The 25,140-nt window shown below is 36.3% G+C and carries 20 protein-coding genes; 12 read left to right on the top strand and 8 right to left on the bottom strand.

Going from position 1 to position 25,140, the window contains the following annotated elements; all coding sequences use genetic code 11:
• The first annotated feature begins 11 nt into the window (after positions 1–11).
• The 3 genes from AWV75_RS04830 (at position 12) to AWV75_RS04840 (ending at position 2,012) form a co-directional block, all read left to right on the top strand.
• The gene (locus AWV75_RS04830) at positions 12–413 is read left to right on the top strand and encodes a DoxX family protein (RefSeq protein WP_060873303.1); all 402 of its coding nucleotides are present in this window, start codon (positions 12–14) and stop codon (positions 411–413) included.
• 165 nt (positions 414–578) lie between these two features.
• Positions 579–1,376 carry a class I SAM-dependent methyltransferase gene (locus AWV75_RS04835; RefSeq protein ID WP_060873304.1) on the top strand — a complete coding sequence of 266 codons (798 nt, stop codon included), beginning with the start codon at positions 579–581 and terminating at the stop codon, positions 1,374–1,376.
• A 108-nt stretch (positions 1,377–1,484) separates the two neighbouring features.
• On the top strand, positions 1,485–2,012 hold the full coding sequence (locus AWV75_RS04840) for a DinB family protein (RefSeq protein ID WP_060873305.1): 528 nt from the start codon (positions 1,485–1,487) through the stop codon (positions 2,010–2,012).
• A gap of 145 nt (positions 2,013–2,157) precedes the next feature.
• Here the strand turns inward: AWV75_RS04840 and AWV75_RS04845 are convergent, their stop codons facing one another.
• The 4 genes from AWV75_RS04845 to AWV75_RS04860 all read right to left on the bottom strand — a co-directional run bounded on the left by AWV75_RS04845 (position 2,158) and on the right by AWV75_RS04860 (position 7,684).
• The gene (locus tag AWV75_RS04845; protein ID WP_060873306.1) at positions 2,158–3,933 is read right to left on the bottom strand and encodes an AMP-dependent synthetase/ligase; all 1,776 of its coding nucleotides are present in this window, start codon (positions 3,931–3,933) and stop codon (positions 2,158–2,160) included.
• 217 nt (positions 3,934–4,150) lie between these two features.
• Positions 4,151–6,430 (bottom strand): FUSC family protein, encoded by a 2,280-nt coding sequence (locus AWV75_RS04850; protein WP_060873307.1) that lies wholly within the window; start codon positions 6,428–6,430, stop codon positions 4,151–4,153.
• 208 nt (positions 6,431–6,638) lie between these two features.
• The gene (locus AWV75_RS04855; protein ID WP_060873308.1) at positions 6,639–7,340 is read right to left on the bottom strand and encodes an LrgB family protein; all 702 of its coding nucleotides are present in this window, start codon (positions 7,338–7,340) and stop codon (positions 6,639–6,641) included.
• Positions 7,337–7,684 (bottom strand): CidA/LrgA family protein, encoded by a 348-nt coding sequence (locus tag AWV75_RS04860; protein WP_060873309.1) that lies wholly within the window; start codon positions 7,682–7,684, stop codon positions 7,337–7,339. Before AWV75_RS04860 ends, AWV75_RS04855 begins: the two co-directional genes overlap by 4 nt.
• Before the next feature lie 335 nt (positions 7,685–8,019).
• Here AWV75_RS04860 and AWV75_RS04865 point away from each other — a divergent pair, with 335 nt between their 5' ends.
• The 7 genes from AWV75_RS04865 (at position 8,020) to AWV75_RS04895 (ending at position 18,842) form a co-directional block, all read left to right on the top strand.
• A complete protein-coding gene (locus AWV75_RS04865) occupies positions 8,020–11,187 on the top strand; it encodes a SusC/RagA family TonB-linked outer membrane protein (protein WP_060873310.1) in 3,168 nt (1,055 codons plus the stop codon).
• A gap of 11 nt (positions 11,188–11,198) precedes the next feature.
• Entirely contained in the window at positions 11,199–12,671 is a 1,473-nt protein-coding gene (locus tag AWV75_RS04870) for a SusD/RagB family nutrient-binding outer membrane lipoprotein (protein WP_060873311.1), read from the top strand.
• A gap of 6 nt (positions 12,672–12,677) precedes the next feature.
• Complete coding sequence (locus AWV75_RS04875; RefSeq protein WP_060873312.1) at positions 12,678–15,146, top strand: phosphocholine-specific phospholipase C; 2,469 nt, start codon at positions 12,678–12,680, stop codon at positions 15,144–15,146.
• A 212-nt stretch (positions 15,147–15,358) separates the two neighbouring features.
• Positions 15,359–16,030 (top strand): ArsR/SmtB family transcription factor, encoded by a 672-nt coding sequence (locus tag AWV75_RS04880; protein ID WP_060873313.1) that lies wholly within the window; start codon positions 15,359–15,361, stop codon positions 16,028–16,030.
• Between the two features lie 198 nt (positions 16,031–16,228).
• The gene (locus AWV75_RS04885) at positions 16,229–17,464 is read left to right on the top strand and encodes an MFS transporter (protein ID WP_060873314.1); all 1,236 of its coding nucleotides are present in this window, start codon (positions 16,229–16,231) and stop codon (positions 17,462–17,464) included.
• Between the two features lie 98 nt (positions 17,465–17,562).
• On the top strand, positions 17,563–18,369 hold the full coding sequence (locus AWV75_RS04890) for an AraC family transcriptional regulator (RefSeq protein WP_060873315.1): 807 nt from the start codon (positions 17,563–17,565) through the stop codon (positions 18,367–18,369).
• 80 nt (positions 18,370–18,449) lie between these two features.
• Positions 18,450–18,842: a RidA family protein gene (locus AWV75_RS04895; RefSeq protein WP_060873316.1), complete on the top strand. Its 393-nt coding sequence runs from the start codon at positions 18,450–18,452 to the stop codon at positions 18,840–18,842.
• A gap of 71 nt (positions 18,843–18,913) precedes the next feature.
• Here AWV75_RS04895 and AWV75_RS04900 read toward each other — a convergent pair whose 3' ends face one another.
• Both AWV75_RS04900 and AWV75_RS04905 read right to left on the bottom strand, forming a co-directional pair.
• Positions 18,914–19,549, bottom strand: a complete 636-nt coding sequence (locus AWV75_RS04900) for a LysE family translocator (protein ID WP_060873317.1) — start codon at positions 19,547–19,549, stop codon at positions 18,914–18,916.
• A gap of 77 nt (positions 19,550–19,626) precedes the next feature.
• On the bottom strand, positions 19,627–20,112 hold the full coding sequence (locus AWV75_RS04905) for a PaaI family thioesterase (RefSeq protein ID WP_060873318.1): 486 nt from the start codon (positions 20,110–20,112) through the stop codon (positions 19,627–19,629).
• Positions 20,113–20,246: 134 nt separating this feature from the next.
• Here AWV75_RS04905 and AWV75_RS04910 point away from each other — a divergent pair, with 134 nt between their 5' ends.
• Both AWV75_RS04910 and msrB read left to right on the top strand, forming a co-directional pair.
• On the top strand, positions 20,247–21,146 hold the full coding sequence (locus tag AWV75_RS04910) for a LysR family transcriptional regulator (protein ID WP_060873489.1): 900 nt from the start codon (positions 20,247–20,249) through the stop codon (positions 21,144–21,146).
• Positions 21,147–21,164: 18 nt separating this feature from the next.
• Positions 21,165–22,256: a peptide-methionine (R)-S-oxide reductase MsrB gene (gene msrB, locus AWV75_RS04915; protein WP_060873319.1), complete on the top strand. Its 1,092-nt coding sequence runs from the start codon at positions 21,165–21,167 to the stop codon at positions 22,254–22,256.
• Between the two features lie 59 nt (positions 22,257–22,315).
• Here the strand turns inward: msrB and AWV75_RS04920 are convergent, their stop codons facing one another.
• Positions 22,316–23,404 (bottom strand): NAD(P)H-dependent flavin oxidoreductase, encoded by a 1,089-nt coding sequence (locus AWV75_RS04920; protein ID WP_369038032.1) that lies wholly within the window; start codon positions 23,402–23,404, stop codon positions 22,316–22,318.
• Positions 23,405–23,543: 139 nt separating this feature from the next.
• Positions 23,544–25,091: a hypothetical protein gene (locus AWV75_RS04925; RefSeq protein ID WP_060873320.1), complete on the bottom strand. Its 1,548-nt coding sequence runs from the start codon at positions 25,089–25,091 to the stop codon at positions 23,544–23,546.
• Between the last annotated feature and the right edge of the window lie 49 nt (positions 25,092–25,140).

Consider the following 25,140-nt stretch of genomic DNA (forward strand, 5'->3'; position numbering starts at 1 on the left):
TAAAACGGATTATGCAAGATTTAGGAAAATTTATTTTACGATTAGGAGTAGGTGGATTGATGATTTTTCATGGAATTCACAAAATTATTCATGGACACGATATGATTATTGAGCAATTAGCAGCCAAAGGATATCCTACTTGGTTGTGGCTGGGCGTGCCAATAGGAGAGATTATCGCTCCTATTTTATTGATTGTTGGAGCTTTTACTCGTTTATCCGGTGTGTTAATTGCTTTTACGATGGTGATGTCTATGGTTTTAGTAAAGGGAGGTGGTTCTTTTGCTGTTAGTACTACAACTGGTGGAATAGGAGCGGAACTCAATATGTTGTATTTAGTAGGAGCTTTAGCTATTGCGATGATTGGCCCAGGTTCTTATCGATTGTACAAAGGTAAAAAAGGATGGTTGGTTTAATAGTTAACGGTTTACGGACTATGGATCAAGAAAAAACAAGCAACCTGCAAAATATTAATTCGTTTTTTTGTACGTTTAGCAAACTTTCCGAGTAGGAAAAAAGGTGAACGCAATTGGGAGCCAAACAGCAAAAACGAAACAACAAAAAACCGAAACAACAAAAAAATGAAACCAGAATTAAATTATATAGAAATCAATCGAAACTCATGGAATAATCGCACAGAAACACATATACAGTCCGATTTTTATGATGTAGAGGGATTCAAGAAAGGGAAGAGTTCTCTGAATGAGATTGAACTCCAATTATTAGGCGATATTAAAGGCAAGAAAATCTTGCATTTGCAGTGTCATTTTGGCCAAGATACGATTTCTTTAAGCCGATTAGGCGCTGAAGTAACAGGCGTTGATTTATCGGATGAAGCCATTAAAAGAGCAAAAGAATTAGCAGAGGAAACGGAATCAACGGCTCAATTCGTATGTTGTGATGTATATGATTTGCCTAATCATTTAAATGAAAAATTTGATATGGTCTATACCAGTTATGGTGTAATTGGATGGTTACCTGATATGGATAAGTGGGCTCATGTTATTGCTACTTTTTTAAAACCAGGTGGACATTTCGTATTTGTTGAATTTCATCCTGTTGTATGGATGTTTGATGACGATTTTTCAAAAGTAACGTACAATTATTTTAATGCAGAAGCTATTGTTGAGACAGAAAGCGGTACCTATGCAGATAAAGAAGCAGATATCACCCAATCTTATGTTTGTTGGAATCACAGCTTGAGTGAGGTGATGACGAGTTTAATTCAAAATAAGTTAACGATTCAGAAGGTTGAAGAATTTGATTATTCTCCTTATGCTTGTTTTCAACATACGGTTGAATTTGAACCGAATAAATACCGCATCAAACACTTGGATAATAAACTTCCGATGGTGTATGCTATTGTGGCTCAATTGTAAGAGCAAGATAATAAGGATAAGAAAATAAGATAAAATAGGAGCGAATTGCAATTCGTTCCTATTTTTTTTACATTTAAGGAACCAACAAAAAAATCAAAATAAAAGTATATGAATCAAGTAGAGATAACGAAAGAATTAGCTAAAAAATACGGTGAATTCGTGCAGTATATTCATCAATTATCCGAAGAAGCGTATCTCTTTCACCCTTCACCAGGAAAGTGGAATGCAGCCCAGCATTTAAATCATTTAGTTTTAGCGGTGCAACCCTTGGTTTATGTTTATACGTTGCCAGAAACGGCTATTGAGGCAAAATTTGGGCGTGTAGAACGACGCAATGATACCTATGAGGAATTGAAAGCCGCTTATTTGGTAAAATTGAAAGAAGGAGGGAAGGCACCTGAACAATTTGTGCCTAAAGAAGAGATTACAGCATCTAAAGAAGCGTTAACGGAACAATTGATGGCATTAATTGCACAATACAATGCAGCTATTTTAAAATTAGCAAAAGCTGATTTTGAGAGCTTACTAATCCCTCATCCTTTATTGGGATTGATTACACTGAAAGAAATGGCTTATAATGCAAGTTATCATGTAGAACATCATTATAATGGTTTACAGTTTACAGTTAACGGTTAACAGTGGATAGTTTACAGTTAATGGTTAACGGTTAACAGTTTTACGGTTAACGGTTGTTGTTTTAGAGGGTAAACCTGATGTTAGGACATTCAAACCGTATACTGTTTAACGATATAAAAAAGGAAGCCATCGGCTTCCTTTTTTATTATTCTCTATAAATCTTTTCGTATAAATCTTTGTAGATTTCCAAAATAACTCTTCGTTTTAATTTTAATGTAGGGGTTAATTGGCCATTGTCAATACTCCATACATCTGGTGTCAATTCGAATTTTTTCACTTGTTCCCACTTACCAAATTTGCGGTTTACAAATTCTACTTCTTTTTCAATACGCTGACGTACTTCTTCATTTTGGATGAGTTCTTCATTGGTATTCCCCAACGTGATATTTTTGCGTTTTGCCCATTCTCTAACAAATTCAAAGTTTGGTTGAATAAACGCTGCTGGCATTTTTTCGCCTTCACCAATCACCATAATTTGCTCAATGAAACGCGATTGCTTCAAGGTGTTTTCAATGATTTGAGGTGCTACATACTTTCCTCCAGAGGTTTTGAACATTTCTTTTTTGCGATCAGTAATCTTCAAGAAACCTTCTTCATCAATGGTTCCAATATCACCAGTATGGAAATAGCCATCTTTCAATTCTTCTTTGGTGCGTTCTTCATCTTTGTAGTACCCTAACATGACATTAGGTCCTTTACATAGAATTTCACCATCTTCGGCAATTTTAACGACTACATTGCTTAGCGGTTTTCCAACAGTTCCAATCTTCATGGATTTGTTTCGCTCATCATTTACTGCAATTACAGGAGAGGTTTCTGTTAATCCATATCCTTCCATTACAGGAATTCCTGCAGCATTAAATACACGTGATAAACGAGGTTGTAAAGCAGCACTTCCCGAAACGATGATTTTCATCTCTCCGCCCAAGGCTTCTTGCCATTTCTTGAACACTAATTTACGGGCGATACCCAATTGTAAATTGTAAAAGAATCCTCGGTTATAGGGTTGGTATTTGAATCCAAGTTCTAAAGCCCAAAAGAAAATGCTCTTTTTTAGGCCTGTTAAAGCAGAACCTGTTGCAAAAATCTTGTCGTATACTTTCTCTAAAAGACGCGGTACAACTGTCATTACATTCGGTTTCACCTCTTTCATATTTTCCCCCATTTTATCAATGGATTCTGCATAGTAAATCCTTACGCCACTATATTGATATAAATAGATTAACATACGCTCAAAAACGTGACATAAAGGTAAGAAGCTCAATGCTTTGAAATGCTGTTCTCTGGTAAAAGGCACACGTTCACTACTACCCAGTACATTGGAAAGAATATTATTGTGTGAAAGCATCACCCCTTTGGGTCTTCCTGTGGTTCCAGAAGTATAGATTAAGGTAGCTAAATCATCAGGAGTTACTGCTGCCTTGCGTTGTTCTACTTGTTCTTGATTGGATTCATCTGCTCCTAATTCAAATAATTCATTGAGATTTTTACATCCAGCAATAGAATCAAAAGAATATACTGCTTTGATCAAAGGTAATTGATCAATAACAGACATTAATTTATCGTAGATTTCTTGATCCGATACTACACAATAGGTTGCTTCAGAATGACTTAAAATGAAGTGATAATCTTCTGGAGCAATCGTTGGGTAAATGGGAATATTTTGAGCGCCAATCTGTAGAATACCAATATCCAATAGATTCCATTTGGTTTGGTTGTTACTAGAGATAACTGCGATTTTATCATTGGGTTGAACACCTAATCTCAAAAGTGCTCTCGATAAAGCGTTGGCCTTTTGAAGGTAATTGGCGGATGACGTCTTTTCCCAAACACCATTAACTTTGGTTACCAGCGCATCTTCCAAAGGAAAATGTTCATGTTGGAAATAAGGTATATCAAAAAGTCTAGTTGGATTCATCATCGTCGTAATTAATTAGTTATTGCAAAATACGAAAAAAAAAGGGAATTTGATACAAAGTAGATCAAAGTTGTTGATTTTTAAAAAAATAGAAGTATATCTGCTAATGGATGGATGATTTATGTTGAATATTCACAATAAAAAGAGGTGTTTTTTGCATTTAAAAATAATTTAAAAGACAAAAAACACCTCTTTTTACTGAACTAATAAAAAAGTAAACTTATCCTTTTTTAAATAGTATTGTTGGATTTAAAACGAGCTTTTTCTGTTGCATTTCTTCTCGTTTATCTCGAATTACCTTACTTATCTTTAATATTTTTTCGGATAAATGTGCCAACCAGGTCAACTGTTGAATTACCATGGCCGATTCTTCCATCAAGTTTTTAATTTGCGTATCGTCTGTGTAAGATTTTTTCAACTCGTATTCTCTAACGTTTTGTAAATAACTCATACTCACGCGGTAGCTTTCTTGGTCTTCTGCTGTGATTAAATCCTCTTCTGTAGGGGTATTGTTGAGTAAATTACTGGTCAACTGTAAGTTTTTGTCTATGTAATCCATCACCAAATTGAATGATTCAGAAGCCTTGGTGGTATGACGAGATTGTACATACACGCCAATCGATGCTGCTGTCGATAAGAAGGTGTGATTCAATACGGCTAATTCATAAATTTCAGAACGCAAACGCTGTTTAGATTTTGGTTCTTGAATCATACGCTGAAAAGAAGCCATTAAGTTCCCCACTTCAATAAAGGCATATTTACGCGCTAATTTATACGACAAGGTAGGCTCGCTCTTTTGGTTGTAAATTTCTTTGATTTCCTTTACATATTGTTGATTGGCCTGAATGGATTTTGACAAGTGTACATTGACATTAAGAAACTCCCAAGAAGGCCATAGTAAATAATTGGCTCCTAAAGCTAATAGAGCACCAATCAAGGTATCAATAACGCGATAAATCAACAAGTCCATGAAATTAGGCGTAAGGATAGCATAGATCAATACGACATACATGGTGATAAATGTAACCCCAACTTTGTAATCTGTATGAGAAAACCAATACCCTAAGATCATCGTTAAGATGGTTAAATAAGCAATAAGCGTGTGGTTATCCTGAAGAATAAACAACAAACCAAAAGCAATCAATCCTCCTAATATGGTACCAATTACACGCTCAAAAGAACGCGTCTTTGTCAATCCATAGCCTGGGCGCATAATCACGACGATGGTTAGTAAAATCCAATAGCCATTAAGCAGATTGAAGATATTACTGATAATCAATCCGATTAAAATGGTCAAGGTTAAACGCGTAGCATGTCTAAAAATCGTAGAGGTAAAGTTGAGGTTCACAACGAGGGTCTCCCAACGATAATGCACGGGAGTTAAGAATTTCTCTAACTCCTTAAAGCGATCTTCTACATTATCACTAAATGTCTTTTCAGTTAAGATGCGTTCTAAGATGTGAATTTTATCAATCTGATTTTGCGCATAGTGCAATACATTTGAAAAAGAGAGCACTGCTTCTACTTTATTTGGAGATTTACTATCCGCAATAAAGGCCGTAAGCTTGTCTTGTAAAGCCACTAATTTGCGATCAAAATCGTATTTAGGCTTGTAATTCAACCCCATATTTAACGAATCTCCGATATCCTTAATAGCAGCAGCAAAATCTTCTGCTAACGCTTGATAATCGCGAATAATTGTTGGATCATCCTTATCCAAGAGTTGATGTAGTTCTTTATGGTCGAACGAAGTAGAAACGGCAATTTCCAATATTTCAACTAGGGTGGAGAAAGCTACGAGTAAACGTCTGTTATTGGAGGAGTTTCCTGTATTGGCTTTGTTGAGTACTAAAAATTCACGAAGGTTTTCATGTACTTCATTCAACTTTATTTGGATGTTGAGTTGTTCTTCAACAATTTTATCTGCATTTACGCCTGGAGTCCATAACTGTGCACGGTACTTCAGGTATTCTGCAGTTAAGTCCATACACTCTGAGGTTTGCAAAACTCCATAACGACGAGGTCTTATGAAATAGAAAGCAAGGGACACAACCAAATAGAGTAAACCTCCTAAAAGTAGGAGTAAGGCATGAATCCACAAATCTTTACCGACATAACTGTGTGCCAATCCTAAACTAGCAGCTAATAACCCGCTGAAGGAAAGTAGGTTGGCTCGATGTCCGTAGACTGAAATCATCCCTAAACTAAAAATAATAAAGATGAAAACAGGATAAAAGTACCAATGTCCTTGGGTTAAGGATAAGAGCAAGGTAACGAAGGGAACGAGTAATGCCCCTACTAAGATACCGTTAATTTTATCCTTGAGGTTACTGGGAATGTCGACTGGAGCCGTTAGTAAAGCACCAACCGCCATAGCAAATGCCCAATCAAATTGTTGACTTGGCATAAAAAATAAGAAGGGAATTACGCCCGAAATGGTGATTTTTAATGAATCTGCTAAATGGGTATTGTCAGTGTATTTTCTTGCTTTTTGAAGCATATTTTCAGTGGCTTAGATTTAGTTTTTCTTTTTTTTATCTGCAATTTTTTGTTTTGTACGGTAGACTATCTATGAAATAGTGTGGTACAAGTTAATTTCGCGTATTATTTTTTTTAAAGTAGCATTATTTTCTATAAAGTTACTCAAAATGCTTGATTGTATTAGATTTCCTGCTTTGAATTTAATAATAATTTAAAACTAAAGCAACTCAGTGGAGTAAAGGAAGTAAAAGTGATAAAATGATAGGGGCTAAAATAGCAGTTAAGATACCGTTGAAGATCATTCCTACACTGGCAAAAGCACCGTATTTGTTACTGATTTCCATCGCTTTCATCGTTCCCATGGCGTGTGAAGAAGTTCCTAAGGCAATACCTTGAGACATGGGATTGTTGATGCGGGTGAGGCGAAGAACTTGAAAACCAACCATACTACCAAATATTCCTGCAATCATAACAGCTGCTGCTGTGATGGAGGGAATGCCATGCACGGTTTTGGAAATTTCAAGTGCAATTGGCGTACTGACAGATTTAGGAACGAGTGAATAAATAATTTGGCGTTCTGCACCGGTCCAATGCGCTAAAAGTACAACAGAAACAACTCCTGTTACGCAACCAGCAAATTGACTGATCACGATTGGAAAAAGCTGTTTTTTAATTACAGGCCATTGTAGATATAAAGGAATGGCCAAAGCTACAATAGATGGCTTAAGGAAAAAGTCAATGTATTGTCCAGCTTGACTAAATTTTTCATAGGGAATTTCCAGCATAACCAAATACGCAATGAGAATGGCTGTGGATAGAATAATAGGATTAAAAATAATCCATTTGTATTTCTCTGTTAGTGTAAGACCTACTGCATAAAAGGCTACAACTAAAAAGAGTAAAAATGTTGGGTTGGATAAGAAGCTCATTTTTTTAGTTTTCGCAAAAGTTGGTGGGTTAATCCCGTGATAAAAACAACGAGAATTGTACTGAGTAAAGTTGCCACTACAAGGGGGATAAAAGAGGCTTGTAGTAAGTCAAAATAATTGAGCATGGCTACACAAGGCGGAACAAAGAAGATCCCCATATTGCGCATGAGAAACCCAGAAATGTCTTGAATGGCGTGTACTTGTACCACTTTTGTTTGCAATAAGATCCACAAAGTAAGGAGACCAATAATACTAGAAGGAAGCTTGATGTCTGTGAGGTAAATGATTAATTCACCAAAGGCAAGGCAGCCAAAAATGACTGCGACTTGTTTGACTACGTTCATTTTGGATGTAAATTTTAGACAAAATTACTAAAAGCGTTTGGGAGCATCCATGAAAATCAACTAGAATTTTAAACTGAATAGCGTTAATTTTTAGGAATAAAATTAAGAGGAATGACTTCTTTTGATCGGATAAAAAGGAAATTTTTCTTTGCAAATTCCAAGCGATAGCTGTAAGAGATTGAGCGATAATGCCTGATTATCCTTTGTTATCTTATTGTTTCATGAATAGGAAATTCTTAATAATTAGTTAAAGTAAAACGCGGGATTCTTGTTTTTTGCGTAATACGATAGCGCGATGAAAAAACAATATTTGTCTCAACTTAATTAAAAGAATCATGAGACAGCAATTACTATTTTGGAATACCGTATTTCTACTATGTGTCAGCCTGACCTATGCGCAACAAAAGCGAAACATTACAGGGGTGGTACAAGATGAAACGGGATTAGAGTTACCTGGTGCCTCTGTTGTAATTAAAGGAACAACAGCGGGGACAACAACAGATTTAAACGGAAAATTCACGTTAGAAGTAGAAGATAAAGATTTTATTGTAGTTTCTTTTATAGGGTACAAAAACAGTGAAAAAGCAGTACAAAAAACAACCAATTTTACTTTTGTATTAACACCTGAGCAAGCGTCTTTAGATGAAGTAGTCATCACGGCTTTGGGGATTTCAAAAGCAGAGAAGAAAATTGGATATGCAACACAAAATATAGACGTTAAAAAAGTACAAGAAGTAGCTACACCGAATATGGGGAGCTTGCTGAGTGGTCAAGTAGCAGGGCTTCAGGTATCCAATCCTCCAGGGATGTTGCAAGCGCCTAAATTTTCTTTAAGAGGGAAAGATCCACTGATTGTGATTGATGGAATTCCAGTAACTACTGATTTTTATGATGTGTCGCCAGAAGATATTGCCAATATTAACGTCTTGAAAGGAACAAGTGCTTCTGTACTTTATGGTTCATTAGGTCGTAATGGAGCCATTATGATTACAACTAAAAATGCTAAAACGGAGGGAATAACGGTTGAGGTATCTCAAAATACAATGATTAGTGCAGGGTATACGTTGTTTCCAAAAACGCAAAATGAATATGGAAGTGGATCAAATGGAAAGTATGAATTTTGGGATGGAAAAGATGGAGGAATTAGTGATGGGGATATGATTTGGGGACCTAAATTTGAACCAGGGGTGAATATTGCACAATGGAATAGCCCAATCCGAGATAAACAAACAGGAAGTGTAATTCCTTGGTACGGAAACGTGGAAGGAACACAGTACGATGATAAATCGCGTTACGAAAGGGTGCCTATCGCTTGGGAGTATCACGATAACTTGAAAGATTTTATGGAAACGGGAATCATCTCCCGTACAAATTTTGCAGTTTCCAATAAATCAGCAAAAGGATCCTATCGCTTAGGAGGGGATTTCTCTTATAACAAAGACCGAGTACCCAATACAAGTATGTATAGAGGAAGCTTAAACTTCAAATCAACCACCTATCTTACAGATAAATTGACGTTAGATTCTAAGCTTTCTTATAGTAGAGTACATGCGCCAAATGTGCCAAATTATGAGTATAATCCAAGTGGACATATGTATACAATCTTAATTTGGATGGGAGATGATGTGAATGGACGTGATTTGAAAAATAATTTATGGACTCCTGGAATGGAAGGGTATAAACAAGCAAGTTACAACTATGCATGGTACAACAATCCTTGGTTTGGATCGGAATATTTTAAACGCATTTGGAATAAAGATGTTACAAATGCACAATTAAGCTTGAGTTATCAAGCAACGGAGGATTTAGTGTTACAAGGAAGAGCTTCAATGATTTCGACGAATAATAACACAGAATTGCAGAGTCCGAAATCATATTTTAACTACAGTACATCAAGAGAAGGTGGATATAGTTTAGAGCAAAATGATCGCTTGGATATTGATTATGATTTCTTAGCGATGTACAGCAAGAGCATTACAGATAATTTTGGTATTAATATTAATGCAGGAGCTGCTTCTCGTTACTATCGTTTAACGAATTCACTTGTTGCAGCAGATGGATTAACCGTACCTGGCGTACACAATTTAGGAAATTCAAAAGGGCCTGTTACTGCAACGAATTACTTGGAGAAAAAAGCAGTAAACAGTGTGTATGGAACCATAGAATTTGATTTATACAACGCATTTTTCTTGAGTTTTGCTGGGCGTAATGACTGGTCTTCCGCTTTGGCGAAAAGTCAGCGTTCCTACTTTTATCCTTCAGCTTCCTTGAGTGTGGTTGTCTCAAATTTAGTAGAGATGCCTGAACAAATTGATTATTTAAAATTATATACGTCTTGGGCCAATGTCTCGAGTGATTTAAATCCTTATCAATTGCAATCTACCTATTCTCCTGTGAATCCGTCTTTCAATGGAAATCAAATGGTAGAATATCCCAATGCCGTTTTGAATCCTTATTTACTTCCTGAGAAATCAAAAACGTATGAGGTCGGTTTATCAAGTGCTTTTTACAAGAAGCGCTTAAATGTAGATGTCACGTATTATCGCGTGCTAGATTCGAACTTTATTATTGATTATCCTGTTTCAGAGGCTTCTGGTTTCAATAACATGAAGGTGAATGGAAATGAATATACAACAAATGGATGGGAAATCTCTTTAACAGGTACTGTAGTAAAAAATGATAATTTTCAGTGGAACTCAGCCATCAACTGGAGTGCAAGAACGAGACGCTTGACAAAAATTCACGAAGATGCAGAGCGATTTGGCGACTTGCGTTTGAATGACCGTGTGGATTCGTATTATGGTGTGGATTGGATGAAATCACCAGATGGAAAAGTAATCTTAGACGAAAAAACAGGAATGCCAACAGCCAATAAACAAGCGGCGTATTTAGGGCATAAAGACCCGAAATGGACATTAGGATGGAACAACAGCTTCAAATATAAAAATTGGGGGTTGAATATTGGAATTGATGGTATTTGGGGCGGTGTAATGCGCTCTGAAGTAGTGGAAAAAATGTGGTGGGGAGGAAAGCATCCTGAATCTGTTCGCTACAGAGATGAAGAGTATTCAACAGGAAACCCCGTATTTGTACCAAGTGGTGTGAACCTAGTTTCTGGAGAATTAGTAACTGATGTGCAGGGAAATGTGATTTCGGATACGCGTGTTTTTAAAGAACATACAGGAGCTGTAAATTGGCAAAGTTGGGCGCAAAACTATCCTTACCGCGCTAGAGTAACAGAAAAAGAAAGTAAATTATTTGCAAACGTATTTGATCGAACGTATTTCAAATTGAGAACCTTGAGTTTATCCTACGATTTTACGCCTATGATAAAATCAAAGAAAATCACTCAATTATCTGCTTCTCTAACAGGATATAACTTATTGATGTGGAAAAAATCAAAAGGACTGTACTCTGATCCCGATTATGATACAGCAAATAAGAACGATATCCAAGATCCTTCAACTCGTTGGATTGGACTGGGATTAAATGTAAAATTCTAATACTGATAATCATGAAAAAATACTTAAAAACACTATACGCAATTACTTTGGCATTAACCGTAGTGGGATGTCATGATTTAGATCAATTGAATGAAGATCCAAACAAAATCAAGGAGGCAGATCCTTATTTGTTACTAACAAAAGTTGAAAAGACTGCTTTTTCCTTACAAAATATAGATAAAGAGTATGCTTCTCGTATGATTATACAAACAGATGGAGAAAGCACGTATCAGTATTTGAAATGGGGAAGTAAGGGATTTGATCGTTATAAAGATTTGATGCAAACCCAAAAAATGATGGATGAGGCTACACGCACTGGAAAGACAGAATACTTGGCAATAGGTCATTTTTTAAAAGCTTATTTCTTTTATGAATTGACCATGGCATTTGGAGATATTCCTTTTTCGGAAGCTTTACAAGGAGAAGGAACCATTCAATTTCCGAAATATGACACGCAAGAAGCTGTATTTGTAGGAATCTTAGAGGAACTAGAGCAAGCGTCAAAAACATTGAAAAAAGAAGGTTCGATTCAAGGTGATATTATTTACAATGGCAATTTAAATCGTTGGGAAAAATTGATTGAATCATATAAATTGAAAGTATTGTTAACCTTGTCTAAAAAGCAAAAAGTAGGAGGGATTGACGTGGTTCAACGCTTTAATGAAATCTATCAAAAGGGAATCTTGATGGTGGATAATGCAGATAATGGACAGCTTGCGTTCTTTGATCAAGCAGGAAGCCGTTACCCTCAATTCAATTCTAGTTCGTATGGATCAAGTATGTATATGTCGAGTACTTTTATTGATTTGTTGAAAGAATTAAAAGATCCGAGATTATTTGCATTTGCTCAACGTACAGCTTCAGCTTTGGAACAAGGATTGGCTGAAAATAATTTCGATGGATATAATGGGGGAGATCCTACTGTACCTTATGCTGAAAATGAAAAATTAGTGCAAAGTAAAAATATCTCTAAAGTAAAGAGTAGATATTATCAGGATCCAACCAATGAAACGAATGTAATTTTGAGCTATGCTGAATTGCAGTTTATTTTAGCAGAGGCATCAGCTAGAGGGTGGATTGCAGGCAATGCGGCAGATTTTTACTTGAAGGGAATCAAAGGGAATTTTGAGTATTATGCTCAATATGCTAAAGGTTTAGGACATTATTTTGCAGCGGAAAAATACGAGGAATATGTACAACAGCCTAAGGTAAGTTATCAAGGTGGAGATTTACAGACCCAATTGAAGCAAATCTTGACGCAAAAGTATTTGATTATGTTTCATCAAGCGGGTATGAGTATTTATTTTGATTATTTGCGTACAGGATTCCCAGCTTTAAAATTACAACAAGGCGTTACTGCTCCAACGAGATGGCAATACCCAAGCTCAGAATACAACCGCAATCAAGAACATTTGCAAGAAGCATTAGATCGTCAGTTTAGCGGTTCAGATAACATTAGAGGAATCAGTTGGTGGTTAAAATAAGAAAGCATGAGTACAACTAGAAGAGATTTTATTAAAACGTCATCCCTTTTTATGGGAGGGATGACGGTTCTCAATGCAATGCCTTCGTCAATTCAACGTGCATTGAGTATTGAAGCAGACCCAGGAACGACTTTTCTTGATGCGGAGCACGTGGTGTTCTTGATGCAAGAAAATCGCTCTTTTGATCATTGTTATGGAACGCTGAGCGGTGTTCGTGGATTTAATGATCCTCGCGTAATTCGACAACCCAATCAATTGCCTGTTTGGTTTCAAACAGACGAAAATAAAACGATATATGGTCCTTTTCGATTGGATATTGAAAATACAAAAATCACTTGGATGGGAAGCTTACCTCATAGCTGGAAAGATATGGTGGAAGCAAGAAATGAGGGTAAAATGGATCAATGGCTGATTGCGAAAAAACCAGGAAATAAGGAATACGCACATATGCCTTTAACTATGGGATATTTTACGCGAGAAGATATTCCGTTTTACTATGCTTTTGCAGATGCTTTTACAGTTTGTGATCAGCATTTTTGTTCTTCTTTAACTGGAACAAGTGCCAATCGATCCTATTTTTGGGCAGGAGCAATTCGCGAAAATCCGCGTGATCCCAATTCAGTTGCTCACGTAAACAACGGACAAATCAATTACAAAGATGTGAGTTGGAAAACCTATCCTGAGCGATTAGAAGAAAATAATATCTCTTGGAAGGTGTACCAAAACGAATTGAGTTTACCTCTAGGGTTTACTGATATGGAAGAATCGTGGTTGGCCAATTTCACCGATAATAACTTAGAGTTTTACAAGCAGTATAATGTTCGTTTTCACAAGGCGCATATTCAATTCCAAACCTTAGAATTAAAACGTTTAGTACAACAGATAGAGGATGGAACGCTAACAGGGGAAGCTAAGAAAAAAGCAGAAGTAGAACGTCTAAACTTAGAAAAATACCTAGCAGAACATGGGGAAGCAGCTTTTGCGCAATTATCTGATTTTGAACAACAGATTCACAAAAAAGCATTTACCACTAATATTGCTGATCCGGATTATCATCAATTAGAAGAAATTGAATACCAAGAGAATGGAGAAACCAAAAAGGTAGCGGTTCCTAAAGGAGATATCTTATATCAATTTAGAAAAGATGTTGCGGAAGATCAATTGCCTATGGTGAGCTGGTTAGTTGCTCCTTGTAACTTTTCAGACCATCCTGGTGCTCCTTGGTTTGGGGCTTGGTATGTATCGGAAGTATTAGATATTTTAACGAAAAACCCGAAGGTGTGGAAAAAAACGATCTTTATTTTAACGTACGATGAAAATGATGGGTATTTTGATCATGTCGCACCGTTTGTTCCTCCATTGAGTACGGATGAAAAGCAAGGAAAGGTATCTGGAAAATTAGATACACAAGATGAATGGGTAACGCTAGCACAAGATCGAGCAAGGGATAGTAAAAGCAGTTTGGCGAGTCCTATTGGTTTAGGGTATCGCGTACCCATGGTCGTTGCTTCCCCTTGGACCAGAGGAGGCTGGGTTAATTCAGAAGTATGCGATTTAACGTCAACCTTACAATTTTTAGAATATTTCATCGAGAAAAAAACAGGAAAGAAAGTTGTAGAAGAGAATATCTCAGCGTGGAGAAGAGGAACATGTAGTAATATGACATCCATTTTTCAACCAGCGAATGATTTGAAAAGATTGGATTTAGATTTTGTTGACCGAAACAAATATGTAGCGCGTATTCTGAATGCTCGCGATAAAAACCTACCACAAGGATTTCATGCTTATACTTGGCAGGAGTTGCAACAGCATCAAGCATGGAATGATTTCAAACATTTTCCGAAACAAGAAAGTGGAGTAAAAAAAGCTTGTGGATTGCCTTATACAATCAATGCTAATGCAGTAGTTGATAAGAAAGGAGTACAGATGCAGCTGGATATTCATACCAATCAACTCAAGAATAAAGCCTATTTGGCTCCTATTCAGGTATATGCTCATCAGAAGTATAAAGGAGAAACAGGCCGTAATTGGAGTTTCAGTGTAGATGAAAAGGAACCTTTGGTATATCAGTGGGGAAGCCAAGATTTAGAGCAAGGACGCTATAACTTTAGTGTACACAGTTTCAATGGCTTTTATAGAAATTTTAAAGGAAGAATAGACGATCCTAATGTAGTGATTGATTTTAAAGTACAGTCTGATCAAACAGCAACAGTTATCATAAAGAATCAATCAAGTGAAACGCTTTCTTTCTATGTGCAAGATGTTGTGTATAGCAAAGAAAATCAAAAGATAACAATACAGCCTAAAGCAGAACATACATTAAAGTTAGAGTATACCCAATACAAAGGTTGGTACGATGTGGTGATCACGATGGTAGATTATGCTAGTTTTGTTTATCAATATGCCGGTCATATCGAAAATGGGGCAAGTAGTATTACGGATCCTTATATGGCGAGTTTTTCCAAGTGGAGTTAGTTGTTATAAGGGTTAGGAATTAAGAGGGTTAGGTGATGAGGAGGTTAGGTGATGAGGGGGTTAGGTGGAGAGCAAACCTCACAAAAACAGAGTTCCTTCTTTAATTGATAAATCTTACGACTTCACGAAGCACGAGCCTCACAAAGTCCCAATCATAAATATCGTATCTTTGTGTATTCGTCAAGTGATGAGTGTGTAAAAACCAATAGATTGTGGATAAGAGAGTATTTAAAGACACCGTATATACAGAGTTAGCGAAAGTAGCTAAAGCAATGGCGAACCCCGTGCGATTGGAGATTATTGATCTTTTAGCACAGGGGCCTTTTTCAGTGGAACTGATTGCTAAATACACCAATCAATCCATTGCGAATACATCTCAACACTTGCAGAATCTTAAAAAAGCTCAACTCGTTCAAATTAACAAACAAGGAAATTTTGTATACTATTCTCTGAGGAGTAATGGAGTATATAAAACGTGGATTGCCTTGCGCGAATTGGGTATTCATTTCAATGCAGAAGTAGAAAAAGTGATTGCTGATTTTCGCCAAGGACAAAATGAAAATTTACAAGCAATAGATGCGGATACTTTAACAACCTTACTTCAAGAGGAAGAGATTCTATTGTTGGATGTTCGCCCAGAAGAAGAATACAATCGGGGGCATATCCACCAAGCGCTATCGATGCCTTTACAGCAATTAGAAGAAGCAGTAAAAACCCTCGAAAAAAGAAAAACGATTGTAGCGTATTGTCGCGGTCCTTTTTGCGTTTATGCCGATCAAGCTGTCGCTTTTTTGATGGAAAAAGGCTTTAAAGCCTGCCGATTGGAGGAAGGGTACCCCGAATGGGCTTTAAAAGGTCTACCTACAAATAAAAAGGAAGCATAGATTAAATAAAATAGCTAAAAAGCGCAAGGATTCGTCCCTGCGCTTTTTTTGTTAGGGATGTAATGATTCATTTTGATGTGATTAGTAAAGGAAATCTACTTTATAAATCTATTCAATAAATCTATTGAATAGGTGGTAAAAAAAACTATCTTTGTCTTTTATTAGCTCTAGGAAACATAAAACAAGGAAAAAGAACAGATGAAGGCAATGCAACTTGGTTTAAAAGAAAATTGGAAACAGTTTACCCTTCTTGTGATGGTCAACATGATGGTTGGTGGAATGGTAGGATTAGAACGCACGGTTGTTCCTTTAGTCGGAACAGAGGAGTTTCACATTCAATCAGACGTTGTTGTCTTTTCTTTTATTATGGCTTTTGGCGTAGTCAAAGCGTTCACGAACTTAATCTCTGGGGTGTTGGCGGATCAGTATACGCGTAAGAAAGTATTGATTTTAGGTTGGCTTATTGGAGTACCTGTTCCTTTTTTACTTGCTTATGGGCCTTCATGGGATTGGGTTTTATTTGCTAATATATTGCTGGGAATTAGCCAGGGATTAGCTTGGTCCATGACGGTAAATATGAAGATAGATTTAGTGGGGAGCAAGAGTCGAGGCTTAGCGATGGGGTTAAATGAAGCAGCGGGTTATGGTGCTGTTGGACTAACAGCTTTAGTCACTGGAATTATTGCTGCTCGTTATGGTTTGCGTCCAGCGCCTTTTTACCTAGGAATTGCTTATACTCTTATTGGCTTATTACTTTCTATTTTTGTTGTGAGAGATACCCGTCAATTTGCGCAATTGGAAGCAAAACAACAGGATCAAACAACGAAGAAAGAAAGCACTAAACCCAATTTGTGGTGGGTGTTTAAAGAAACTACATGTAAAAACAAAAACTTATTTTCTATTTCTCAGGCTGGGTTAATCAATAATTTAAATGATGGGATGTCTTGGGGGGTATTTCCTTTGCTATTTATTTCTATGGGTGTTGGTTTGGAAGGAGTAGGGTGGATTAAAGCGGTGTATCCAATCGTTTGGGGAGTGGGGCAGATTATAACAGGACCTTTAGCGGATAAATGGGGGAGAAAACCCTTAATTGTTTGGGGAATGTTTATTCAGGTATTGGGACATCTAGTGATTGGAAGTGCTGTTTTCAATCCCTTGACAGCGGGTTTAATCGGATCAATTCTTTTGGGAATCGGTACAGCTATGGTATATCCTGCATTACTCGCTGCAGTTAGTGATGTTGCACACCCTAATTGGAGAGCTTCTTCTTTAGGAGTTTATCGCTTTTGGCGAGATATGGGTTATGCCATAGGGGCTTTGATGGCTGGTATTGTAGGAAATTATTTCGGATTGATGTGGGCCGTTCATATTGCGGGGTCTTTGACGTTTGTATCGGGTATTGTGGTGTGGATACGAATGAAGGAAACCCGTTGAGGTACATGGCATACTATAGATTGAAACAAAGACTCAAAAAACATCCTTGAGATCTACTAGGTAAAAGTGGTATCTTTGATTGTGTAAATCTCAATTCCATGCGTTATCAAGAAATTCTTCCGATTCCAGCTTTACAAGGGTATATCCGTTACTTTTGGGTATTGGAGAGTGGAGAAGAACAAATAGGGAGCAAACAATTTAAAATAGTGCCTGATGGGATTCCTGCTTTGATTTACCAAGATACACCTAATCTATTTCGAGATGAACACGAACAATATACCCCTCAATTGTATATTTATGGTGCTTTTACCACGTATACCAATCAATTAATTGATGGCGCTTTTCGAATTATTGGCGCGTATCTTGAACCTACTGCTTTAAAAAGTATATTTAAGCTAGATGCCTCTGAGGTAACCAACCAAACTCTTGCATTAGCTGATTTAATGACTACCCCTTTATTGGATCAATTGCAAGAGGCTTCAACGATAGAAGATAAAATTACCGTGCTTTCTGATTTTGTTCTTCAACAAATTCAGCTTGTCCGTTATGAAAATCAAAAGGCTAAATTTGCCTCGAATTTATTACAACGCGGTAAATCATTAGTAGATATTCAAGAAGAATTGAAAATGTCAGAGCGTACTTTGGAACGGCTCATGAAACAGCACGCAGGGATCTCACCTAAAATTTTCTCGCGAATTATGCGTTTTCAGACGAGTTTAGAATTGCTGAAAACAAAAGGGTTTGATACCCTAACGACGCTGGCTTATGATCAAGGTTATTATGATCAATCTCACTTTATTCGAGAGTTTAAAACCTTTACAGGGAATAATCCAATACAGTTTTTGAAGCATTCAGACGAAAAACTACCTAATTTTCCCGAGTGGAAAAAAGGAGAAAAAGAGTAAGTTTTAAAGGTGTCGGTTTTATCCAATTCTAGGAATTTCGTATCCTTTAGTTTTGCAGTGTAATTTTAAAAAGAGAAAAAATGCAAAACAGAATCGTTAGAATGAACCCTCCAACAGTACCTCATCCCGTTGGAAAATATGCACATGTCACTGTAATTCCTAAGGGAGCTAGTTTATTTACCTTTTCAGGTCAAATAGGAATTAATGATGAAGGAGTGATTCCCCCTAATTTTAATGAACAAGTAAAATTGACTTTTGACAATATTCAAGCCTTGTTAACGAGTCAAGCCTTAACTGCGGATCACGTAATTAAAGTGAACATTTGGTCTACTAAAGAAATAGATTGGGATTATTTTGATTGCGTATGGCAAAGTGTTTTTGGTGAACATTATCCTTCCATGACTATTGCGTATATTTCCGCTTTAGGATTGCCAGAAATTGCGATTGAAATTGAAATATGGGCTGCGAAATAAGGTATAATAGATTGAATTAAAGTGTTTTAGAATAACATCCTTTTTATTAGTATAGAAAGGATGTTTATCTGTTATTTTGCTTTAGATAAGGCCATTTTTACGGCTAAAAAAAGTAAAATACTTCCCATAAACCACTTTTGTATTTTGAGCCAAAAGGGTTGTTTTTGAAAAAAAGAAGCGAGTTTAGCGGCGAATAGAATAATCAGAAGATTAGTTAAAAAGCTAATAACTAATTGAGTGGTTCCCAAGGTTAAACTTTGAAAAAAGATAGAGCCATAGGCCGGTTTAATAAACTGAGGAAAGAGTGATAAGTAAAAAACAGCAACCTTGGGATTGAGTACATTGGTTAAAAAACCAATTGAAAACAGTTTACTAGGAGCATCCACTTTTAGGGTTTGCTCTACTGCAAAGATGTTTTTTCCATTGGGTTTTAATGCTTGAAAAGCAAGGTATACCAAATATAGAGCTCCTGTCCATTTTAATACCGTATAAGCATAAGGAATAGTAAATAAAACAGCTGTTAATCCAAAAGAGACTAACACAATGTGAAATAAAAAACCAATAATCACACCCAACAAAGAAATCAGCCCAGCCTTTTGGCCTTGTGATAAAGTTCTTGAAATTAGGTAAACCATATTAGGTCCTGGAGTGATAGCTAAAATTAAAGCGGCTAAAGCAAATAGCAACAAGGCTTGAAATGGAATCATAGACGTAGTTTTAAAAGGAGGTGATAGAAAGAAAAAACAAATCGGTTGAGCTAGTATTTTTTGAGAAAAGAAATTTACTATCTAAAAATAAGGCAAGTAGATACTGCATGTGCATAAATCGCACCTGTTGCATCAACGAGTTTAGATTCCAAATAGGCTGTTGTTCTACCTTGGTGAATAATAGTTGTTTCAGTTTGTAATAATGGGCTGTCGATGGTGATTTTTTTTAGAAAATTCACTTTTAAATCTAAAGAAGTAAAGCTTTCACCTGCTGCTAAAGTAGTGAGTAGTGAACATCCAATAGCCGTATCTAATACTGTACTGATAATACCACCGTGAACAGTACCGATAAGATTATATAAAAATGCGCTTGCTTTTAATTCAAAAACAGCTTGTCCTTTTTCTACCGCAATCAACGTACTGTGAATGGTCTCGAGTGCAGGTGCTTGTGGTAATGTACCATTGAGAACACCTACTAAAAGATCATAACCACTTTGTTTTTTTGCTTCTTCTAAAAGGGTCGTAGTTTTTTCCCAAGTATAGGTACGTGTATTTTTTGTCATAATTGTTTGTTTTTGTATGTGAATTTATTCGATTTCTTTTAACAGAAAAAGCTTTATTTTTCACCAAATTTAGGAAGATAAATACTTTCAAACAATTGAAATTTTTGGTAGCTTTACTTCAATATTTTAGAAGTATGGATGTACATCAATTAAAAAGTTTTAAGACAATTGTTGAAAAAGAAAGTTTCCAAGAAGCAGCAAAAGAATTGAATTACTCCCTATCGGCTATTAGTTATCAAATGCAACAACTTGAAAATGAGCTTAATTTTCCGTTGTTTGAAAAAATAGGAAGAAGGATGCATCCTACTGAACAGGCTTTAAAAATGATTCCACATATTAAGCGTATTGAGGAAGAGGTTCAACAAATAAAATTGCTTAATACAGATTGTACAAAAATAGAAGGTAGTTTAACGATATCAGTTTCGGATAGTTTAGTAACCTATATTTTACAACCTGCATTAAAGAAATTCATTGAGAAAGCACCCAATGTACTTTTAAAATTAAAAGTCAAAAATTGTTATGAAATACAAAGAGATATTATTAAAAATGAAATTGATTTAGGGATTCATTACCAGGTAGATGGTTATGGACCACAAATAAAAACGGTTCCTATTAAGGACTTTAAAGTAGGATTGATGGCTTCCCCTCAGTTTCCCAAAAAAGAAATGGATTTCAGTCAATGGAATCAAGAGAAAGGTTGCGCGTTGATTAATAGTGATAGTAATGGAGTGTATCAAAAAGCTTTCAAAGAAGAATTAAAAAAGAGAAGTATAGCGGTTAAACAACATATTGAACTTTGGAGTATTGAAGCAACAAAACGAAGCATTATGAGTCAGATAGGTATTTCTTATTTACCTCATTTTGTGGTAGAGGAAGAATTGAAAGGAGGGAAGATTATCGAAATTCCCGTGCAGGGTTTTTTGCCAACAATTACGATGATTGCGGCTTATCATCACCAAAAGTGGATTAGTCCTGCCATGCAGTTATTTTTAACTATTTTACAAGAGCAGATGGAAGAAGATGAAACAGTATAACAATTAGAAAAGGAACAAATGAAAAAAATATTTTTTATCGTTCTACTTATCGTAAGTGGACTTGTACTAGCTAGTAGTACAGTATTTCATCAAAGTAAATACACAGCTAAAACAGAGGAAGAAATGGAAACAAGAAAAGATAAAAATACCAAAGTAATTTATTTTGCTGGAGGGTGTTTTTGGGGAACCGAGCACTTCTTTCAACAAGTAAGAGGGGTGACTAAAACAGAAGTAGGTTATGCCAATGGAAAAACAAAAAATCCAACCTATAAGGAGGTTACTACAGGAACGACTGGTTTTGCGGAAACAGTAAAAGTGACGTATGATCCTCAAATAGTTGATTTTGAGTTATTACTTGATTTATTTCTGCAAACAATTGATCCTACTACTTTAAATCGACAAGCCAATGATGTGGGAACACAATACCGCTCTGGGATTTACTATGCAGATCCATCAGATGAGTTTCTTATTACTCAAAAAATCAGCGAATTAGCGAAACAGTACACCAAAAAAATAGTAGTTGAGGTAGAACCATTGCGCAACTTCTATGATGCGGAAACTTATCATCAAAAATACTTGGATAAAAATCCAGGAGGGTATTGTCATATTGGTGCAGATTTGTTTGAAATAGCGAGAAAGGCTAATCCTAAAAAAGAGCAAACGTATCAACGTCAAGAAAAGGAAGTATTAAAGGAAAAATTAACTCCAACTCAATACGAAGTAACACAAAATAACGGTACAGAGCGAGCGTATAGCAATGAGCTTTGGAAGGAGTTTCGCGAAGGAATTTATGTAGATATTACAACAGGTGAACCGTTGTTTATTTCAACAGATAAATATGATGCAGGTTGTGGATGGCCTAGTTTCTCCAAGCCAATTAATACGCGATTAATAGAAGAAAAAGTAGATAAATCACATGGTATGGATCGAGTAGAAGTAAGAAGTGCTACAGGTGATGCTCACTTAGGGCATGTTTTTAACGATGGTCCTACTGAGACTGGTGGATTGCGTTATTGTATCAATGGAGCTTCTTTGCGCTTTGTTCCAAAAGAAGAGATGCAAGCAGCAGGGTATGGAGCTTATCTCTCTTTACTTCAAAAGAAAAAATAAGGGCGAAAGTAATTTCGCCCCTCTTTTTGAAAAATAGAAAATAAAATAAATCTCGTATTTTATTGTTGATGTGCTTCTACGTCTTGAATTAACTGAGTAAGAATTACTTTGATTGATGCACTTGGATAAGGCCCACGGGATTGTCCGGTCCACAAACTTAAAAATTGAGGATCTTCTTTCTTTTTAGCCGCGATTCGAAAACCTACCGTTAATTTATTTTGGAACGGATAAGGGAGAATATAGTCGGAATAATCTAGTTTTTGCGTAAACGTATTGCGCAATCCTCTAGCATAACGACCCGAAAAACTCTTGGTTAGAACCAATTGATCTTCAGTAGCTTGTCGTAAAGCTTCTTTTTCAAATTCCGCTAAATTGCTTTCTTCCGATCCCATCAATAAGCTACCAAGAGCAAACCCTTGTGCACCTAGTGTTTTAACTGCTAAAAGAGTAGACGCATTATATAATCCACCTGCATAAATGAGTGGCGTTTTAACGGTTTCATATACTTTAGCCAATAAAGATAATCCTCCAATTTCAGGTAGGGTTTCACGTAGAAAAGTGCCTTGATGTCCACCTGCTTCAATACCTTGTACGCAAATGATATCGATGCCTTTTTGTTCTAATAGTTGTGCTTCCGCTACAGAAGTAGCTGTACCAATAAGGATAATCCCATGTTGTTGGAGCTTCGCAATCGTTGCTTCATCAAAGACCCCAAAAGTAAAACTGACGATTTGACAACCTTCAGCAATAATTACATCTACTTGGTCGCGGTAATCCGTATAAATCACTTGTTCATAGTCTGCTAATTGGACTTCTAAATTCGCTTGCTTGGCAAAATCTTCTAAATACGCTTTTGTACGGGTATATTGGTTTTTTAATTCCGCAGTGCGTTCGGGTAAAGAATTTAAAAACACATTAACGGCGAAAGGATGAGAAGTTAACTGCTTTGTCTCCCGAATTAACTCTCTGCATTTTGCTGCAGGTAAGTCGCCCAAAGGCAGTGTACCTAAAACACCAATTTCTCCAGCTGCAGCTACCATTTGAGGAGTAGCGACGCCAAACATAGGAGCTTGAATAATAGGGTATTGTATGCGTAGAAGTGTGGTAATGTTGTTTTTCCAACTAAAAGTATTCGTAGGCATCTTCATTCGTTTTTTGGGGTTAATACTCAAAAGTACGAGTTAAAATAAAAGGAAAAGATGATAAATAGCAGTATTTTAAAACAGTGTAAAAATAAAAAAAGCCCAATTGCAGGCAATTGGGCTTTGATTGTATAAGAGAAGAAAACTATTTTCTACTGTTTTTAGCAGCGTCGAATTTTTTTCCTTTGTTGTATGATTTTTTAGCCATTTTTGTTTGTTTAGCGGCAGCTCTATTAGCGTTGTTTACGAATTCTAAGGCTCCAGTATAAGAAGCAGTAATCTTGTTTTCTCTGTCGTCGATTGCGTTAACGGTGATTGTATATTGATCTCCTGTTTTCTCAATTTTTACCGTTCCTGTACGTGTAGGAGCGTAGTTTGTCGTTGCTAAGTCCCCGTCTTTGTTAATAGCTTGCTCAAAGAACCAAGTCCCCCAGTCTAATCCTACTTCAGAACCTCCACCTAAACCTGCATTTCCAGCATTTTCCTCTCCGATTGGATATTCTCCAACAGGAATATCAGTTGTCGTATTAATGTCTGTAAAAAGTCTAACACGCATCCATTCTCCAATACCATTAACTTCGAAGTACGCTCCACGGATAGGAGTTAAAGTTTCGGAATATAAATAAATGTCCCAACGGTTATTATCTTTCCCTGTGATTGGTGACTTGCCTTTATACTCTAAAAAACCTTGTGTTAGTTTGCTTACTGTTTTATCTGCTCTTAACGTTGAAATCGTATACTCATCGCCTTGTTTTACTTTTCCGATGTATTTACCTAAGTGTCTTGTACCATCTTCTAATAAAATATTAAAGCGAATTTCTTGTCCTTTTTCGTTGTCCATTACTTTGATTACACCATCTAAAATGTACAATTCATCTTTGATTCCAGCTGCTTTGTCATTGTGTTGGAATGAAGCAAAGGAATAATCAATATCACCGCTTTCAATTGCTTCTTTTGAGCCAACTCTAAATGCGCCTACCTCATATTCAGTAGAGGCTTTGAATGTTTTATTTGGAACTTGCGCTTCCCATGCTTTGGGTGCCATCTGATCAAAGAAAGACAGTGAAATGTGATATCCAGTTCCATCTTCTTTTAATTCATCGTATTCATTTACATCTCCTTGAGTGAAGTAGGTCATATACTCCGCTACATTGGGGTGGTCAAATACATTATCTCCCCAATACCAACCGTTTTGAACTTCATAGGTTACATCATAAATTGGTTCAATATCAATGGTTTGTGTATAATTGATGTCATATTTTACTCCTTGTTCATCTTGTAAAGTTCCCTTAAAAGTATGTGAACCATTAGCACTTACTACAGCTAGCTCTCCTTGTGTGATGGCAGCTACTGCGTCACCATTTTTTACTGTACTTTTTGTGGAAAGGGTGTATAAATGTCCGGTATCAGTAACAATATACGTTTCTGATTTTATAGCCGCTTCTAATAAGTTCTCATCTTTTACTACATCAGAGATGAATGTTAAGTTAAACTCCCCTTTATTGGTTTTAAGAACAATAGCGAAATTTCCTTTATCTTCTACTTTTCCTAAATACGTACCTGTAGATTGATCAATGGTAATCGGATTTTTAGGGTCTACAGGGATTAAGTAGTTGTGGTCATCACTACTACATGAAGTAATTGCTAAACTACTAAGCAAAACAAAGCTTATTACATACGATAGTCTTTTCATAATTAAATTGAATTAGTGTCAAAATGTGTACAAGTACACGTGTTATTTT

The organism is Myroides odoratus, from assembly GCF_001549985.1.
GTDB lineage: Bacteria > Bacteroidota > Bacteroidia > Flavobacteriales > Flavobacteriaceae > Flavobacterium > Flavobacterium odoratum_A.

Coding starts and splice junctions, on each gene's coding strand:
- AWV75_RS04865 (WP_060873310.1), top strand. CDS start 8,020: ATGAGACAGCAATTACTATTTTGGAATACCGTATTTCTACTATGTGTC.
- AWV75_RS04885 (WP_060873314.1), top strand. CDS start 16,229: ATGAAGGCAATGCAACTTGGTTTAAAAGAAAATTGGAAACAGTTTACC.
- AWV75_RS04895 (WP_060873316.1), top strand. CDS start 18,450: ATGCAAAACAGAATCGTTAGAATGAACCCTCCAACAGTACCTCATCCC.
- AWV75_RS04850 (WP_060873307.1), bottom strand. CDS start 6,430: ATGCTTCAAAAAGCAAGAAAATACACTGACAATACCCATTTAGCAGAT.
- AWV75_RS04840 (WP_060873305.1), top strand. CDS start 1,485: ATGAATCAAGTAGAGATAACGAAAGAATTAGCTAAAAAATACGGTGAA.
- msrB (WP_060873319.1), top strand. CDS start 21,165: ATGAAAAAAATATTTTTTATCGTTCTACTTATCGTAAGTGGACTTGTA.
- AWV75_RS04835 (WP_060873304.1), top strand. CDS start 579: ATGAAACCAGAATTAAATTATATAGAAATCAATCGAAACTCATGGAAT.
- AWV75_RS04830 (WP_060873303.1), top strand. CDS start 12: ATGCAAGATTTAGGAAAATTTATTTTACGATTAGGAGTAGGTGGATTG.
- AWV75_RS04925 (WP_060873320.1), bottom strand. CDS start 25,091: ATGAAAAGACTATCGTATGTAATAAGCTTTGTTTTGCTTAGTAGTTTA.
- AWV75_RS04845 (WP_060873306.1), bottom strand. CDS start 3,933: ATGATGAATCCAACTAGACTTTTTGATATACCTTATTTCCAACATGAA.
- AWV75_RS04860 (WP_060873309.1), bottom strand. CDS start 7,684: ATGAACGTAGTCAAACAAGTCGCAGTCATTTTTGGCTGCCTTGCCTTT.
- AWV75_RS04855 (WP_060873308.1), bottom strand. CDS start 7,340: ATGAGCTTCTTATCCAACCCAACATTTTTACTCTTTTTAGTTGTAGCC.
- AWV75_RS04870 (WP_060873311.1), top strand. CDS start 11,199: ATGAAAAAATACTTAAAAACACTATACGCAATTACTTTGGCATTAACC.
- AWV75_RS04905 (WP_060873318.1), bottom strand. CDS start 20,112: ATGACAAAAAATACACGTACCTATACTTGGGAAAAAACTACGACCCTT.
- AWV75_RS04900 (WP_060873317.1), bottom strand. CDS start 19,549: ATGATTCCATTTCAAGCCTTGTTGCTATTTGCTTTAGCCGCTTTAATT.
- AWV75_RS04875 (WP_060873312.1), top strand. CDS start 12,678: ATGAGTACAACTAGAAGAGATTTTATTAAAACGTCATCCCTTTTTATG.
- AWV75_RS04920 (WP_369038032.1), bottom strand. CDS start 23,404: ATGAAGATGCCTACGAATACTTTTAGTTGGAAAAACAACATTACCACA.
- AWV75_RS04890 (WP_060873315.1), top strand. CDS start 17,563: ATGCGTTATCAAGAAATTCTTCCGATTCCAGCTTTACAAGGGTATATC.
- AWV75_RS04910 (WP_060873489.1), top strand. CDS start 20,247: ATGGATGTACATCAATTAAAAAGTTTTAAGACAATTGTTGAAAAAGAA.